This window comes from Zoogloea sp. JDB1 (assembly GCF_056724025.1).
Map to the genome: position 1 here is coordinate 2,764,764 of NZ_CM161496.1, position 16,770 is coordinate 2,781,533.

Genomic DNA, 16,770 nt, shown 5'->3' on the forward strand with positions numbered 1-16,770 from the left:
TGGGCGTATTACCGAAAATGATGTGGGGTCAGTCAGGCCTTGCGCCCAAGTCCGCCGAGCAGAAATGCAATTGGGCGCTGGGTCTTGTGAATTTCGCGCCCTGCTGCGCTACCTGACTGTTGGGAAAGATCCTTTGGCGCTTCGTAGGGTTTGCTGAAGTCGAAGCCGTCTGGTGCGATGTGGTTGGGCTTGCGGCCTCGGGGGGGAGGGCGCTCCCGCTCGCTGGGCTTGCGACGATCGCTTGGGCTGCTTTCCGATTGCTGGCGAGAGCTCGCTGCCGGAGCCTTGCGCCGACGACCTGCTTCGCCTTCAAAGAAGTCGGTTTCCGGCTCGTAGCCGTGGACGACCTCCTGCCGGATTTCCAGTTTGATCAGTTTCTGGATGTCGGCCAGGCGATGTCGTTCTTCGGCGCTGACCAGCGATACCGCCTTGCCCTTCTTGCCGGCTCGACCGGTTCGGCCGATGCGGTGAACGTAGTCTTCCGCGGTATGGGGAAGTTCGAAGTTGATCACCGAGGGCAGGTCTTCGATGTCGAGGCCACGGGCTGCGACATCGGTGGCCACCAGCACGCGGATCTTGCCGCTCTTGAAATTGTCGAGCGTTTCGGTGCGGGCTTGCTGGCTCTTGTCGCCGTGGATGGAGTCCGCGGAGATGTCATGCCGTTCGAGGAAGTGGGCGAGCCGGCTGCAGGCGAACTTGGTGTCCACGAAAACCAGAACCTGATTGGATGGATCTTCGTGGCGGATGAGGTGGGCCAGCAGATTACGCTTGAGGCCGCTGGAAACTGGATGGACGATGTGGGTGATCGTCTCGCTGACCATGTTGCGGCGGGCTACTTCGATCAGTTGCGGGTTCTTCAGCATCTGGTCGGCGAGCTTCTTGATCTCGTCCGAGAAGGTGGCCGAGAACAGCAGGCTCTGGCGATTGGCCGGCAGCAGCGCAAGGATGCGGCGGATGTCAGGGATGAAGCCCATGTCGAGCATGCGGTCGGCTTCATCGAGGACCAGGAACTCGACCTGGCCGAGGGCGATGGTTTTCTGCTGGACATGATCGAGCAGGCGGCCCGGGGTTGCCACGACGATCTCGATGCCGCGGCGGAGCTCCTGGATCTGCGGGTTCATGTCGACGCCGCCATAGATGCAGGTGCTGCGCAAGGGCAGATGCTTGGAGTACAGCTTTACGGATTCGAACACCTGCATCGCCAGCTCGCGCGTCGGCGCGAGGATCAGCGCACGTACCGGGTGGCGGGCCGGGCTGGTCGAGGTGCTGGCGTGACGGGCCAGGCGGTTCAGCAGCGGCAGGGTGAAACCGGCGGTCTTGCCCGTGCCGGTCTGGGCGCCGCCCATGACGTCGTGTCCGGCGAGGACGACGGGGATCGCCTGGCGCTGGATCGGGGTGGGTTCAGAGTAGCCGGCGTCGGTGACGGCCTGCAGGATTTCAGGGATGAGCCCGAGTTCGGAAAACGACATGGATATGATCACGATGGCGGTGCTGTTTGTTTAGTGCACCGCAGCATTTAAGTAGGCAGGCATTATACATCGGAGCGCGCTCAGCGCCGCGTCAGATAGCACGTAACCTCTTCCCGATCGTGATAGAGGTGTTTGATTCGCAATGTATATTTGATGCCCGCCGGGCGCAGGCGTTGGTCGATGAGGGCGCGGCAGCGTTCCACTTCCTCCTGGCGGCGCTTCATCGGCAGCTTGAGGTTGAAGATCGTGTGCCGGCAGCGTCCGCTGGCGATCCATTCGGCCATCAGGGGCGCGATTCGCGATGGTTGTTCCACCATATCGCAAACCATCCACTCGACGGGCTTCTTCGGGCGCCAAGTGAAACCGTCGGCACGCTGGTGCGTGATGAGACCCGTCGCCAGTGCCGAAGGGGCCAGGGGGCCATTGTCGATGGCAGTGACCCGCAAGCCTCGGCTGGCCAGTTGCCAGCTCCAACCGCCGGGTGAGGCCCCCAGGTCGACGGCCTGCAGACCGGCGCGTAGTGTGGCCTGCTGCTCGTCAGGGGTTAGTAGCGTAAGTATTGCCTCGGCGAGTTTGAGAGTGGAACGGCTCGGCGCCTCCTTGGGCATGCGCAGGCGCGGGATGCCCATTGGCCACGGCGAGGATTCGCTGGGCAGGCTGAGGCCGAGCCAGGCCTGCCGACTGCCGACCAGGAAAAGGTGCAGGCGCGGCAGGTGCGGTGTGTCAGGTCTCAGCAGGCCGGCTTGGCCCAACGATTCCTGCAGTAAGGGGCCGAAGCGCTTCAGAAAGCCCGATTGCTCTTTTCCGTTGTTGGTGTCGGGGGTTTCCAGCAGAAGTGCCGAGAAGCGTTCGCCGAAGGATGCAACGGCTTCCTTCAAAGGGGTCAGCCGGTCGCGCTCGGGCAGGTCGTCGATGATCGCCAGAACCTGGAAGGCCTGGCGGGCAAAGATCAGCCGCGAGATGTCGATGCGGCGCCGTATTTCATCGTGTGGGGCCGGAGTGTCCAGGGCTAGATAAACGAAACCGCCGTTGCCGGGGGCATTGATCCGGCCCGCGAGACGCCGACTTTCAGTCTGGAGCTCCTGGGCGGCATCGGCTTCGAAACCGGGCCGGCATTGAACGAGGACGCCGAGCGCCGGGTGAGGCTGGTTGACAGACGACATGACGGACTGAAGGAGTGGCGTGGCAGGATGGATGTGTAGAATTCTGGAATACTCAGCGGCCACTGCCGTCAATTCCCGGTGCGGTGGTGGGCCGGTTGGTGGCGGATAATAACCGATCGTTGCGCTGGGGCCGTCTCTTTACCGGGGTTTTGGGAGCTATTTCATGGAATATCGCCTGTTGGGGAACAGCGACTTGCAGGTTTCGTCGGTTTGTCTCGGTACGATGACCTTTGGCCGGCAGAACACCGAGGCGGAAGGGCATACTCAGCTGGACGTCGCCTTCGCCCAGGGTGTTAATTTCATCGATGCGGCCGAGATGTATCCGGTTCCGGCCCAAGCTGAGACCTATGGCTCGACGGAGTCCATCGTCGGCTCATGGCTGAAGGGGAGGGCGCGTGACAAGGTCGTGCTGGCCACCAAGGTGGCGGGGCCGGCGCGTGGAATGGGCTGGATTCGCGGAGGACCGCAGGCGCTGGACGGGAACAACATCAGGGCCGCGCTGGAAGGAAGCCTTCGGCGGCTCGGCACCGATTACGTCGATCTGTACCAGCTGCACTGGCCGGCCCGCAATCAGCCCATGTTCGGGCAGTGGCGTTTCGATCCGGCGGCCGAGCGTCCGGCGACGCCGATTCGTGAGCAGCTGGAAGTCCTCGGGGAACTCGTTAAGGAGGGCAAGATCCGCTATGTAGGGCTGTCCAACGAGCATCCCTGGGGGGTGATGGAGTTTCTGCGGATTGCCGATGAACTGGGGCTGCCGCGGGTCGCCACCATCCAGAATGCTTACAACCTGCTCAATCGGGTCTTTGAGCAGGGGCTTTCCGAGGTGTGCTTCCGCGAGAGGATCAGCTTGTTGCCCTATTCCGTGCTGGCCTTCGGCCACCTGACTGGCAAGTATCTGGACGACCCTGGGGCATCCGGCCGGATTTCCCTATTCCCCAGTTTCGGGCAGCGTTACGACAAGCCGAATGTCCGCCCTGCGGTGGCGGCCTACGTGGAGCTGGCCCGACAACATGGCCTGACGGCAGCCGAGCTGGCGATAGCCTTCGTAGCCGCACAGCCGCTGGTGGGGAGTACCATCCTCGGAGCAACGTCCGTTGCGCAGCTTGAAGCCAATCTACGGGCCGCCGAGCGGGTTTTGCCGGAAGCCGTGCTGGCCGGGATAGACGCAATACACCTGCAGTTCACGAATCCGGCGCCCTGACTATCGGTGACGGTCGTCGTTCGGGAGAAGTGCGTTGAGGGAAATCGTAGCTGCCCGCGATCTGAGCATCGGCATGTTTGTGGACGAACTCGATCGCCCTTGGCTGGAGTCGCCGTTCCTGCTGCAGGGCTTTCTGATCGAGGACGAGGCGACGCTTGGACAGGTGCAGCGGGAATGCCGCTTCGTATACGTGGATCGGAGTCGTTCCGTCGGCGATGCCTGGCGCTCCGATCCGAAGGTGCTGGAAGGATTGCCCAGGCATCGGCAAGCTTCAAGGGGGGCGCTTGATCTGGGGGCAAGGCGGCGTCCCCTCGATTTCTTCGCGCTGTTGCGGGCTCTGCGTGCGGGGGGCCTCAAACAGCAGGGCGATGGTGAGACGATCAATCTAGGCACGTCGAGTGTGAGCACCGTTGCGACGGAGGTGCCTCTCGAAACCGAGATCGCCACGACACTCCCGGTCATGGCCCGTGCGCAGGGCGCGCTGGAGCAGATTGCCCATGACGTGCAGAGCTGTCTGAATCCGGATCTAGAACGCGTGCGCAGTGTCGTGGCCGAAATGGTGTTGAGTGTCGCCCGAAATCCGGATGCGCTTCTGTGGTTGGTGCGCCTCAAGCAGACGGATCGCTACAGTTACGATCACTCCCTTGACGTTGCCGCGCACGTAATGATCTTCGGGCGTGCGCTGGGGCTGGGTGAGGATGCTATTGCAACGCTTGGCATGGCTGGCATGTTGCAGGACGTCGGCAAGCTGCGGCTTCCTCCGCGTCTTCTGCACAAACCCGGCGGATTGACGCCCACGGAGTATGAGATTTTCAAGACTCACGTGGATTACTCGAGACAGATCCTGTCCGCATCTCCCCATGCAAGTTCGGCGATGCTCGAGATTGTCGAAAGACACCATGAGCGGGTGGACGGTAGTGGCTATCCGGCCGGCTTGAGCGGGAAAGCGCTAGGCATCATGGCCGAGATCTCCGGTATCTGCGACGTTTACTGTGCGATGACCCGCGAGCGCCCGTATGGTGTGGCGGAGAGTGCCCAGACTGCGTTGGATGCGATGCGCGTCCAGCGCGGGGGCTGCTTCTCTGCGAGTCTGATCGATCAGTTCGTGCAGTGCATCGGCCTCTATCCCGTTGGTACCCTGGTCGAGCTCAATTCGGGCGAAGTCGCGGTGGTCGTCGCGCAGAATCGCATCCGTCGCCTGAAGCCGAAAGTCATGATCCTCCTCGGGCCGGACAAGAAGCCGAACACCTATCCCCAGACTGTCGATCTCCTGTACGACCGGCCCGGTGCGGTCGGAGAACAGTATTTCATCGTGAAGGCCCTGCCACCCGGGGCCTATGGCGTGGTGCCCTCCGAGTTCTATCTGAGATGAATACTCGAGCCCTGAACCTAGGTGGCCTGGTGGTGCCAACTTTCGATGGGGATGCCTTGGCGCGTCTGTTGCTGCGTTACGGTATCGGACCGGCGGAACAGGCGGCCATCCGGGCTTTCGGCCGGATGGCCGATGTGGAGGGGCTGGCAGCTGGGCTTGCCGAACGCTTCGTCCATGTTGGCGAGGGGGATGGGGCGCCGCTGGATGCGTTTTGTGCCAGTCTGGCCCGTTTTGCCGAGTGGGATTTTTCTGCGACCTGGCTCCGGGAGTTGGTGGGGCGCTGGCTAGAATGCTATCTGGCAGGCGCAGTGGCCGAGTTTCCTTTCCTGGCGACCGAAGCCCTCCTCGGGGAGTGCCGGGCCCAATTGCTCGGTGAGCGGAGCACGGCTCATCGCCTCGAGTTGGACATCCAGATGGCGTTGGTACGTCTTGGATTCTGTCTTGGCGGGGTGTTGGCCGAGGCGACGGTCGAGCAGGAGCAGGCCTTCCGTATCTGCGCCGAGGACGCCGACCCGGTGCTCGGCATTCCCAATCGGCGCCGCTTTCTGAGTCTGCTGAGCGATTACCTGAAGTGCGTCGGAGAGGGCGATGTGCTCGGCCTTGTGCTTGTCACGGCAGATTGGGGTTTTGCCGCCGATGTCCTCGCGTTGGACGAGCAGGATTACTTGTGTCTGGCGCTATCTGATGCCATGCGGGCGGCGCTGCGCCCGCGGGATGTGCTGTGTGCCCTGGGAAATGCGGAGTGGGCGGTGATCCTGCCGGATCTGCGCAGTTCCGCCCAGGTATCGCTGGCGGCCTACAAGTTGGTGGATGCCTGTGATGCTGCGCGCAGCAATGCGTTTCCGGCCTTGCGTGGCCGCTTTTGTGCTGGTGGCAGTTGGGCACCGGAGCACGCCCGAAGCGCTCTGGATATCGAACGAACCGCGAGGATGGCGGTGAATGTGGCCAAGCGTTCGGGGCGGCTCTTCGATGTGTACTGCCCAGATGTGACGCGTCAGGCTGACAGGGATGCAAATTTCGAGACCGAGGTGGCCCGTGCCTTCGAGGCGCGCCAGTTCAGGCTTTGCCTGCAGCCACAGGTGGTGTTGCCGTCGCGCAGGCCCGTGGGGGCCGAGGCCTTGCTGCGGTGGACCGATGGTGAAGGGCGGGCGGTTTCCCCTGGGCGGATTTTGCGTGTCTTCGAGCGCTTGGGACTGATGGCCGACCTGTCCCGCTGGGTGATCCAACAGGCCGCCCAGAGCCTCGCCGCGTTGGATGCGGTCGGTTGCGAACTGCGTATCTCGGCCAATCTGATGGCGGAGGATCTGCAGGATCCGGAATTGCCCCTCTTCATCCGGCAGACCTGCGAAACCTGGCGGGTCAGTCCGTCCAGACTGTGTTTCGAGTTGACCGAGGGGGGGCTGGTGTCGAGCGAGGGCATGTCCGTGCGCACGCTTGAGATCCTGAAAGGAGCTGGCGGGCGCCTGGCTCTGGACGATTTCGGCACCGGCTATTCGTCCATGGATTACCTGCGCCGTCTGCCAGTGGACGAACTGAAGATCGACAAGTCCTTCGTCGAGCGCATCGTCCAGTCGGCCAGCGACCGCTCCATCGTCGAGCTGATGGTGCGTATCGCTCACGCATTCGGCCTGGAGGTTGTGGCCGAAGGCGTAGAGAACGAAGAAACCGAAAGCATGCTGGCCACCATGGGCTGCGACTGCGCCCAAGGGTATCTCTATGCGCCGGCCATGCCGGTTGACGTGTTCATCGACTGGTGGCGCGAAGCTGTCCGCCAGGAAGGCCCTCCGGCCACAGGCTGAATAGTGCCGCTTCGGTCATTCCTTGGCGCGGCGGCGTTTGCGCGGAGTTTCCTCTTCCGCGGCTGAATCCGCATCGTTCTTGGCTCCGTCTTCGCTGTCCTTGGCGTCATTTTGCGTGTCAGCGTCAGAACTCTTGGCCTTGGCCGGCTTGGCTCCGGGGGGAGGAGGAGGTGGGGGCGGGGGAAGCTGCGGCGCGACCTCGCTGATCTTGTTTTCTGCCATGTAGTCGTTCATTTCCTTCCAGCCGGCAAACACCGAAGCCTTGGATGCCCCCTGGTTGAGTGTGAAGCAGTCTTCGATCGCCCGTCCCGCATGCCGGCAGGCGCTGCCGATTGCCTTGCCTTCGGCCTCGGTCTGAGCTGCGGCCTTGCTTGGGTCGGGTATGCCCAGGCGTTCGCAGCCGCCGAGCAGGGCAGCGACGCTGATAATCGAAAGCATCAAGCGCAGGGAGGGTCTAGTCATGGCTCGCTGGTCGCGTTGCATTGATCTCGTAAACGGCCTCGGTGCAGGGGACTTGAACGTCTTGTCACGAATCCGGGCGGGCGGAGCAGGGCGCTTCTTACTATAATTAGCGCCTGATTCGCGTCTTCCTGTCGATGGACCCCTTCCCCATGAATATTTTTGGTCGTACCGCCTTGGTGGCGGCTTTCGGCGCTGTGTGCGTCTCCCCGGTCATGGCTGCTGCCAAATCGCATCCGGTTTCCAAACCCCAGGCATCCCGCGCTGCACCGGCAGATGCTGCCGTGAAAGAAGTCGAACTGGTGCACAGCCTTGGTGCTGACAAGGGCGAGCAGTTGCAGAAACTGGTCGATCGCTACAACGCGACCAATCCGGCGGTCAAGGTGGTGGTGCGTGAGCGCCGCTGGAACGACGGCGCGTTGCCGGACATGATGATCCTCGGCGAACGGGATCTGCCGGGCTTTCTGAGCGGTGCTCCGCGTTACCGCCCGCTCCATCAAGTCATGAAGGATGCCGGCGAGCGCTTGGAAACCCTGCGTGCGCCGGCGATGATGACGCCGAGCCCGCTCGACAGCGCCAATCGCCTGGTGGCCCTGCCTGTGGGACTGTCGACCCCGGTGATGTTCTACAACAAGCAGGCCTTCCGCGACGCAGGCGTCGATCCGGATAACGCGCCCAAGACTTGGCAGGCGCTGCAGAAAACCCTCGGGCAGCTGGTCGCGCATGGCGCCAACTGTCCTTATACCACTGCCCAGCCAGCCTGGATCCTGGTCGAGAACATGAGTGCCTGGCACAACGAGCCGGTCGTCTCCGAAGGCAAGAGGGCCAGCCTGGCCATCAACGGCATGCTCGAGGTCAAGCACGTGGCGATGCTGTCTTCGTGGGTGAAGGCCCGCTACCTGCACCTCTTCGGCCGCGACGACGAAGCCACCGAGCATTTCGCCAAGGGCGAGTGCGCGGTCCTCACCGCGCCTTCCGCCGCCTTCCCGACCCTGCAGCGCCAGGCCGGGTTCGAGGTTGGCGTGGCAACGCTGCCCTACCATGAAGACTATTACGGTGCGCCGCAGAACACCCTCGCTGACGGTCCAGCCTTGTGGATTGGCGCAGGCAAGAGGCCGGCTGAGTACAAGGCCGTCGCCCGCTTCGTGAGCTTCTGGCTGAGCAGCGAGAGCCAGGTGGAATGGCAGCGCACTGCGGGTTATCTGCCCCTCAACCGTGCCGGTCTGCTGGCTTCCGAAAGCAGCCTGCTGGCGAACGATCTGGCCGCGATTCGCATCGGCGTACAGCAGCTGACCCACAAGCCGGTGAGTTCCGTGTCCCGGGCGAGCAGCTACCCGCAGCGTGCCGCGGTCCGTCGCATCATCGAGGAAGAGCTGGAGTCCGTCTGGGACGACCGCAAGCCGTCCAAGCTGGCCCTCGACAATGCCGTGTCGCGCTCGCGCGCGCTGGACTGACCGAGGTCTCTGAGTGACCACGGCCGGCTGGGTGTGGCCTGAGCTGCTGGCACACCGCTGCGGCGGAGCGCTGGCGCCGGAAAACACCCTGGCCGGCCTCGAAATCGCCGCCCGGCTTGGTTGCCGGGCCGTCGAGTTCGACGTGATGTTGTCCGCGGATGGCCAGCCCTTCCTGATCCACGATGAAACGCTGGACCGCACCGCCGGTCGAGGGGGGCGGGTTGCCGAACTCAGTGCGGCGGAGTTGTCCGCCGTGGATGTCGGTCGTTGCTTCCATCCAGCCTTTGCCGGCGAGACGATCCCTACCTTTGCCGCGGCCCTCGAAAGCTGCCGGCGTCTAGGGCTGGCTGCCAATGTGGAGATCAAGCCGGCCGCCGGCCATGACAGGCAGACCGGGCAGGTCGTCGGGCGTATGTTGAGTGCCGCTGGCGCTACTGGCCAGCAGGTTCTGTTGTCTTCCTTTTCCACTGATGCCCTCGAGGCCGCCATCGAGGAAGCTCCTGCCTTTCCCCGGGCATTGCTGGCGGAGCGCCATACGCGAGCGGCCCTCGATACCGTGCGGCAACTGTCCTGTGTTGCGTTGAATCTGTCACGCCACTGGGTCACCGAAGCCGATGTCGCTGCCGTATGCGACGCGGGTTTTGCGGTGATGATCTATACGGTGAACTCCCGCGCGGAGGCTCGGCGCCTGTTGGATTGGGGTGTTTCCGGTGTGTTTTCAGACCGTCCCGATCGCCTGTCCGCACCCGTGACGGAGTCGTGAATTACTTGACTGGCCCGGCTTGACGTCATCGCAGTCGGCTTCTACCATCGCGTTTTTCCTATCCTGGGCATGGTCTTGTCTCTCACGCAGCTTTACGCGCCGATCGCCGAAGACATGAAGGCGCTTGACGCCGTCATTAGGGAACGCCTCTACTCCGATGTGGTCCTCATCCGCCAAGTGGCCGAGTACATCATCGGTAGCGGCGGCAAGAGACTACGCCCGGCCATGGTCTTGTTTGCCGCTGGCGCGGCCGGTTATCAGGGCAGCTACCATCGTGAACTGGCGGCGGTTGTGGAATTCATTCACACCGCAACGCTCCTGCACGACGATGTGGTCGACGAGTCCGAATTGCGCCGTGGCAACAAGACGGCCAATGCCCTGTTCGGAAATGCGGCTTCCGTGCTGGTCGGGGATTTCCTTTATTCCCGTGCATTCCAGATGATGGTCGGCACCGACAACATGAAGGTGATGCGTGTTCTCGCGGATGCCACCAACGTGATTGCCGAAGGCGAAGTCCTGCAATTGCTCAATTGCCACAACGCCGATGTCGAAATCGAGGATTACCTGCGCGTGATCCGTTACAAGACGGCCAAGCTATTTGAAGCGGCGGCCCGGCTCGGCGGTATTCTGGGCGGTGTTGGACAGGAACTCGAGGACAGTCTCGCCGCCTTCGGCATGCATATCGGCACGGCGTTCCAATTGATCGACGACGTGCTGGATTATTCCGGCGAAGAAGCGGATACCGGTAAGCATATTGGCGATGACCTGGCCGAAGGCAAACCGACGTTGCCGCTGATCCACGTCATGCAGCACGGCACGTCCGAGCAGGCGGCTTGTGTACGCAAGGCCATCGAAACCGGCGGGCGGGATGACTTTGCAGCGGTATTGAGTGCCATTCGTGAATCCGGAGCGATTGAAGCCACCCGTAGAGTGGCTGAAGAAGAGGCAAAGCTCGCACTTAATGCACTTAATCAACTTCCCTCTTCCATTTTTAAAGAATCGTTGATAGAATTGTCGTCCTTCGCAGTTGCACGGAAATACTGAGCTTCGGCAGATTTAAAAAGTATTTAAAAAATACTTTACAAAGTCGAAATTAAGTGTAAAATGAACGTCTTCTGTTGTAGGGAATTGGCAAAACAGCGCTAATTCAGCAGTAAAGAGTCGGGGAATAGCTCAGCCTGGTAGAGCACTGCGTTCGGGACGCAGGGGCCGGAGGTTCGAATCCTCTTTCCCCGACCACCAATTCAAGTGCAAATAGAAAGTTTATTTGCACTCAAATGAAAATGGAGCAAAGTCAAGATCGACTTTGCTCCATTTTCATTTCCACTGCCGAAATCGGCAAATACAGCTTACCGGCGATGGTATCGATGCCTGCTTCCCGCTGTTCGCTCCTGTCACTGTCTGCACTGACCTCCGGTCAGTCAGCTGCAAGGGGGCTCTGCTATAAGCTCCTGTCGATTTTTCCGGCCCGCCGCCCGCCGCATCCACATCCTGTGATTCCCTGCCGCAGTTGGAGCCTGAGTGCTTCTGCTGCGTGTCGCCACGTACATCTTGCGGAACGTGGCCCGGCAATCACCGACTCTGTTGATCTCCAATGATTGTCAAAGGCCCCCTCCGACCGGATTTTCTTGCTGAAGAAACCCTGGCGGACCTTTTCGAGGCGACTGCGCGTTGCCATCCCGAACGCCCGGCCCTGATCTGGGGGACTGAGCGTCTGTCCTACCGCATGCTCGACGAGCGGGCGGATCTGATGGCGCATCACCTTATCGAGGCGGGTGTGACGCCCGGCGACATCGTTGGCCTGTGGCTACCCAGAGGCATTGACTTGCTGGTGGCCCAGTTGGCCATCGCCAAGACCGGCGCCGCCTGGCTGCCCTTCGACGCGGATGCGCCGGCTGAACGCGTTGCGGTGTGCCTGAAGGATGCGCAGGGGGCCGGGCTGATCACGCAGCGGGAGCGCCCCGCAATCGAATGTCCGGTGTGGTCGCAGACGGAACTGTTGCGCGATGCCGTGCCGCCCCTGCGTCGCCGAAGCGGTGCGAGCCCGGACGATCCAGCCTATGTGATCTACACCTCGGGTTCCACGGGCGTCCCGAAGGGCGTACCGATCAGCCAGCGGGCGATCTGCCATTTCCTGCGCAGCGAGAACGAGGTGCTCGGCATTCGCGGTGACGACCGGATCTACCAGGGTTTCTCGGTCGCCTTCGACATGTCCTTCGAAGAGATCTGGATCGCCTATTTGGTCGGCGCCAGCCTGTGGATCGCGCCGCAGGAGATCACTGCCGATCCGGATGCCTTGCCCAAGGCGCTGCAGGAGCACGGCATCACCGTGCTGCACGCGGTGCCGACGCTGCTGGCGCTTTTCGCGACCGATGTGCCCGGCCTGCGGCTCATCAACCTGGGTGGTGAGGCCTGCCCGCAGTCTGTGGCCGACCGCTGGGCGACGCCGTCGCGGCAGGTTTTCAACACCTATGGCCCGACGGAGGCCACAGTCTCGGCCAGCATCACTGCGCTGACGCCGGGCGAGGCGGTGACCATCGGTCGCCCGCTGCCCAACTACGGCCTGCTCGTCGTCGATGCCGACATGAAGCTGCTGCCTGCCGGGGAAACCGGCGAGCTGTGCATCTTCGGACCGGGGGTTGCCGCCGGCTATCTGGGCAGGCCCGAGCTGACCAGCGAGAAATTCCGCTCCAATCCGTGGGCGGAACATTCCCATGAGGCGAGCCTGTACCGCACCGGTGACCTGGCCCGTATCGACGGGGAGGGCCGGGTCGAGTGCCTGGGGCGGGCCGACGACCAGGTCAAGGTGCGTGGTTTCCGCGTCGAGCTGGGCGAGATCGAGGCGGCGCTGACCCGTCGGCTCGTCAATGCGACCGCAGCGGTGGTGCTCAAGCCGGTCGGCGAACTCGAACAACTGGTCGCCTACATCATGGCGGCGGAAAGCGGGCGGCTGGACGTGGCCGGCTTGCGCGCTCATCTGCGCGAGACCCTGCCGTCCTACATGGTGCCAAGCCACTTCGAGCTGATCGAGACGATCCCGCGCCTGACCTCGGGCAAGATCGACCGCAAGGCCCTGCGCGCGATGCCGATGAGTGCACCAACTACGGTTGCCGAGTCGGACGAGCCGGTCACCGAGGCGGAAGTTGCGCTGTTCGCGGGTCTGGCCCGTTTCTTCCCGGGGCTCTCGATCCGCCGAGGCAGCGACTTCTTCAACGACCTCGGCGGTCACTCCCTGCTTGCTGCGCGCCTGGTTTCTTTGCTGCGAACGGATCCACGTTTCGCCGGCATGACGGTGCGCGACGTGTATTGCCAGCGCCGTGTCGAGGATATCGCGGCGGCGATGGAGGAGGGCGCCCGCCGCCACTCGGCGGTCACCTCGCGCCCCTTCGTACAGGTGCCGCCGCTGCGGCGCTTCCTCTGCGGTCTCGCACAGGCGGTGACGCTGCCGTTCATGATCGGCTTGCACATCCTCAACTGGCTGGCGCCGTTCTTCACCTACCACTTTTTCACCGGTGATCCGGGGGACAGCGTGTGGCGTGCGATGGGGGCGTCGATGCTGGTGTTCCTCGGTACTTATCTCGTCACCTTCGGTGTGGCGGTGATCGGTAGCCGGATCCTGCTGGTCGGTATCCGTCCGGGGCGCTATCCGCTGTGGGGTGCGACCTATTTCCGCTGGTGGCTGGCCGACCGTCTGCAGCAGACCGCGCCAGCCTATCTGCTGTCCGGCTCTTCCCTGTATTGCGGCTATCTGCGGGCCCTGGGCGCGCGTATCGGCGAGGACGTGGTGATCGGCTCGGTGACGATTCGCCAGCCGTGGTTGCTGTCCATCGGGGATGGCGCCAGCATCGGCTCGCAGGTCAACCTGGAGAACGTACGCGTGGAGGGCGGGGAGCTGATCGTCGGTGCCATCGACATCGGGGCGGAGAGCAATGTCGGCTCCTACGTGGTGCTGGAGGACGATACGGCGATCGCGCCCCATGGCCGCATCGAAGGCCTGGCGGCCTTGCCGCGGGGGGGACGGATCGGCGAGCGGGAAGTCTGGGACGGTTCGCCGGCCCGTTACGTGCGCCACCTGACGGATAAGGAAAGGCTGGTTCGGCCCCCGGTCAGTGCCTTGCGCCGGAAGCTGGAGGCGGTTTTCTTCGGCCTGGGGGCTGCGCTGACCGCTTTGCTGTTCTTCCTGCCGATCTTCCCGACTTTCGTGCTGATCGATGCGCTCGATGATGGCGCCTTCGATCCGTCGGCCGCCGGTGCCCACAGCTATCTGTGGGCGGTCATGCGGTATGCGGTGCTGGCGCTGCCGGCCAGCAGCGTGCTGGTCATCGGCACCGCATTGATCGCCGCCGCCATCCGCTGGCTGGTGCTGCCGCGCCTGCTGCCGGGCACCTGGCCGGTGCACAGCAATGTGTATTGCCGCAAGTGGCTGGCCAACCAGATTCAGGTGGCCAGCCTCAACGTGCTGCATGGTGTGTATGCGACGATCTACGCGCCGGTGTGGTATCGCCTGCTCGGTGCCAAGATCGGCCGAGACGCGGAAATCTCCACCGCGATGGGCATCGTGCCGGACATGCTGACCCTTGGCGACGAGGCCTTTATCGCCGATGCGGTGATGCTTGGCGACGAGAAGATCGACGCCGGCTGGATGTCGGTGGACAACACGGTGATCGGCCAGCGCAGCTTCGTCGGCAATGGCGCCTACGTGCCCGACGGCACCACGTTGCCGCCCGGCGTGCTGCTCGGCGTACAGTCGAAGGCGCCCGCTACGGAAAGGATGGCCTCCGGCCAGACCTGGCTTGGCTCGCCGGCGCTGGAGCTGCCGTCCCGCGAGGAGGTGATGGGCTTTCCGGATTCGCTGACCTTCCGTCCGTCCATCTGGCGGCGTATCGGCCGCGGCATCGTCGAGGCCGCGCGCATCCTGATCCCCTTGTCGCTGATCATCGGCGTTGGCTACGTGATCGTGCTGGCCGCCATGCCGGCTGCCGCCGACGAGAACTGGTTCAAGCTGTCCTGGCAGCTGACGCTGGCGGGCATCTGCTACGGCATCGGCGGTTTCCTGCTGGTCGTGGTGCTCAAGTGGCTGCTGATCGGCCGTTACCGGCCGCGGGCGATACCCATGTGGACGCCCTTCGTGTGGGTCAGCGAGGCGGTCACCAGCGTCTATGAATCCATCGCCGTGCCCAATTTCCTCGAATACCTGCGCGGCACGCCGATGCTGCCGGTGGTCCTGCGCCTGATCGGCGTGCACACGGGGCGCGGCGTCTATATGGATACCACCGACATCACCGAGTTCGACTGCGTGACGATCGGCGATCAGGCGGAGCTGAACGCCTGGTCGGGGCCGCAGACCCATTTGTTCGAGGACCGCATCATGAAGATCGGCCGCATCGACATCGGCGCGCAGGTGACGGTCGGCGTGCGCGGTACCGTGCTCTACGACACGCGGATCGGTGACGGCGTGCGCCTAGGGCCGCTGACCCTGGTCATGAAGGGCGAGAGCCTGCCGGCCCAGACGGCCTGGAGTGGTTCGCCGGCCCAGCCCTGGCAGGGCTGAAAACCGGGCGATTTCGGTACTGCACCTGAAAAGCTATTCGGCATGAAGCTGCAAAGCTCAGAAGAATTGCTTGGTTGGGCACCCGGAGGGGCGGGACTAGAGTCGGGCCTTCGCGTATTTCGTTGGTCCGCATCATGTCCCGCCCCTCTGCCGTCTCTGCCCCGTCCCATCGCCCCTACTGGGACGAAGCCCTCGAAACCCAGTCCCGCGCCGACTGGGATGCGCTGAAGCTGCAGCTGCTGCAGAAGCACCTGCACCACGCCTATTACAATTCCCCGTTCTACCGGGCCAGCTTCGACGCGGTCGGCGTACACCCGGAAGAGGTGCGCAGCCTCGATGACATCCGCCGCTTCCCCTTCATCAACAAGCAGACCCTGCGGGAACGCCAGCTGGCGCTGCCGCCCTTCGGTGACCTGGTGGCGGTGCCGGAGCGGGATATCGTCTACATCTCCGCGTCGAGCGGTTCGACCGGTGTACCGACGGCGTCGCCCTTCAGCGCCACCGACTTCGACGCGTGGATCGACTACGAGGCGCGCCAGTTCTGGTCATCCGGGCTGCGTCCGGAAGACCGCTACGCTCACTCCCTGAACTTCTCCCTGTTTGTCGGTGGTCCCTGCGTGCTCGGCGCGCAGAAGCTCGGCGCCCTGTCGATCCACGCCGGCACCGTGCCGTCCGAGCGCCTGCTGGCCATCCTGCGCCAGTTCCAGGTGACGGCCATCTGGACCACACCGTCCTACGCCTGGTACCTGGGCGAGACGGCGATTAAGGAAGGCATCGACCTGCGCAAGGACCTCGCCGTACAGCGCATCTTCGTGGCCGGCGAGCCCGGCGGCTCGATCCCGGAAACCCGCCAGCGCATCGAGGACCTGTGGGGGGCCTCGGTCTATGACTACTACGGGCTGTCGGACATCTTCGGCTCCTGCGCGGGCATGTGTGAGGAGAAGGATGGGTTGCACTGGGCGGAGGACCACATCCTCGTCGAGGTGCTGCACCCGGAGAGCAACGAGCCGGTGGAAGAGGGCGGCCGCGGCGAACTGGTGCTGACCACGCTGAAGAAGAGCGCCCGCCCGATGATCCGCTTCCGCACCGGCGACATCGTGTCCTTCACGTCCGAGCCCTGCGGTTGCGGCCGTACGTCGATCCGCTTGCAGGGCGTGCATGGGCGCTTGGACGACATGCTGATCATCAAGGGCGCCAATCTTTTCCCAAGCGACGTGGAGGCCATCGCCCGCCGCGATCACAACCTGACTGGCGAATACCGGCTGATCGTCGAGCGGGAGAACCACCTGGACCGGCTCACCGTGGAACTGGAGCGCAGCGCCGCATTCACTGGCAGCAACGAGGAACTGGCCCACCACTTCGCACGCCAGCTCAAGTCGATCACCGGCGTCAGCGCGGTGGTGAACATCCTGCCGCCCGACACCTTGCCCCGTGCCACCCACAAGGCCAAGCGCGTCGAGGACCGCCGCAGCGGGGTGTGGGCCTGAGCAGGCCGGCATGCGAAACAACAACAGACCGATACAGACTGACCAAGGAGCG

11 protein-coding genes and 1 tRNA gene are annotated in these 16,770 nt (G+C 63.4%); 9 read left to right on the forward strand and 3 right to left on the reverse strand.

Annotation, left to right across the window (positions count from 1 at the left end):
• Window positions 1-32: 32 nt before the first annotated feature.
• A complete protein-coding gene (locus tag AC1PPK_RS12330; protein WP_481118103.1) occupies window positions 33-1,469 on the reverse strand; it encodes a DEAD/DEAH box helicase in 1,437 nt (478 codons plus the stop codon).
• Between the two features lie 80 nt (window positions 1,470-1,549).
• Window positions 1,550-2,632, reverse strand: a complete 1,083-nt coding sequence (gene rlmM / locus AC1PPK_RS12335; RefSeq protein WP_481118104.1) for a 23S rRNA (cytidine(2498)-2'-O)-methyltransferase RlmM — start codon at window positions 2,630-2,632, stop codon at window positions 1,550-1,552.
• A gap of 163 nt (window positions 2,633-2,795) precedes the next feature.
• On the opposite strand from rlmM, the gene AC1PPK_RS12340 reads away from it, so the two are divergent.
• From AC1PPK_RS12340 to AC1PPK_RS12350, 3 genes are read left to right on the forward strand one after another with little or no spacing between them, the layout of a single operon-like run.
• Complete coding sequence (locus AC1PPK_RS12340) at window positions 2,796-3,833, forward strand: aldo/keto reductase (protein ID WP_481118105.1); 1,038 nt, start codon at window positions 2,796-2,798, stop codon at window positions 3,831-3,833.
• Window positions 3,834-3,867: 34 nt separating this feature from the next.
• Window positions 3,868-5,205 (forward strand): cyclic di-GMP phosphodiesterase, encoded by a 1,338-nt coding sequence (locus AC1PPK_RS12345; protein ID WP_481118106.1) that lies wholly within the window; start codon window positions 3,868-3,870, stop codon window positions 5,203-5,205.
• A complete protein-coding gene (locus AC1PPK_RS12350; protein ID WP_481118107.1) occupies window positions 5,202-7,004 on the forward strand; it encodes a putative bifunctional diguanylate cyclase/phosphodiesterase in 1,803 nt (600 codons plus the stop codon). Before AC1PPK_RS12345 ends, AC1PPK_RS12350 begins: the two co-directional genes overlap by 4 nt.
• Before the next feature lie 15 nt (window positions 7,005-7,019).
• On the opposite strand, the gene AC1PPK_RS12355 is transcribed toward AC1PPK_RS12350, so the two are convergent.
• A complete protein-coding gene (locus AC1PPK_RS12355; RefSeq protein WP_481118108.1) occupies window positions 7,020-7,487 on the reverse strand; it encodes a hypothetical protein in 468 nt (155 codons plus the stop codon).
• A gap of 260 nt (window positions 7,488-7,747) precedes the next feature.
• Between AC1PPK_RS12355 and AC1PPK_RS12360 the strand changes: the two genes are divergently transcribed.
• The 6 genes from AC1PPK_RS12360 (at window position 7,748) to AC1PPK_RS12385 (ending at window position 16,718) form a co-directional block, all read left to right on the forward strand.
• Window positions 7,748-8,917, forward strand: a complete 1,170-nt coding sequence (locus AC1PPK_RS12360; protein ID WP_481118109.1) for an extracellular solute-binding protein — start codon at window positions 7,748-7,750, stop codon at window positions 8,915-8,917.
• Window positions 8,918-8,930: 13 nt separating this feature from the next.
• Window positions 8,931-9,680: a glycerophosphodiester phosphodiesterase gene (gene ugpQ / locus AC1PPK_RS12365; protein ID WP_481118110.1), complete on the forward strand. Its 750-nt coding sequence runs from the start codon at window positions 8,931-8,933 to the stop codon at window positions 9,678-9,680.
• Between the two features lie 75 nt (window positions 9,681-9,755).
• Window positions 9,756-10,724, forward strand: coding sequence for an octaprenyl diphosphate synthase (gene ispB / locus AC1PPK_RS12370; protein WP_481118111.1), 969 nt, complete (start codon window positions 9,756-9,758; stop codon window positions 10,722-10,724).
• A 118-nt stretch (window positions 10,725-10,842) separates the two neighbouring features.
• A tRNA-Pro gene (locus AC1PPK_RS12375) sits at window positions 10,843-10,919 on the forward strand.
• 355 nt (window positions 10,920-11,274) lie between these two features.
• Window positions 11,275-15,231, forward strand: a complete 3,957-nt coding sequence (locus AC1PPK_RS12380) for a Pls/PosA family non-ribosomal peptide synthetase (protein ID WP_481118112.1) — start codon at window positions 11,275-11,277, stop codon at window positions 15,229-15,231.
• A 134-nt stretch (window positions 15,232-15,365) separates the two neighbouring features.
• On the forward strand, window positions 15,366-16,718 hold the full coding sequence (locus AC1PPK_RS12385; RefSeq protein ID WP_481118113.1) for a phenylacetate--CoA ligase family protein: 1,353 nt from the start codon (window positions 15,366-15,368) through the stop codon (window positions 16,716-16,718).
• Window positions 16,719-16,770: the final 52 nt, after the last annotated feature.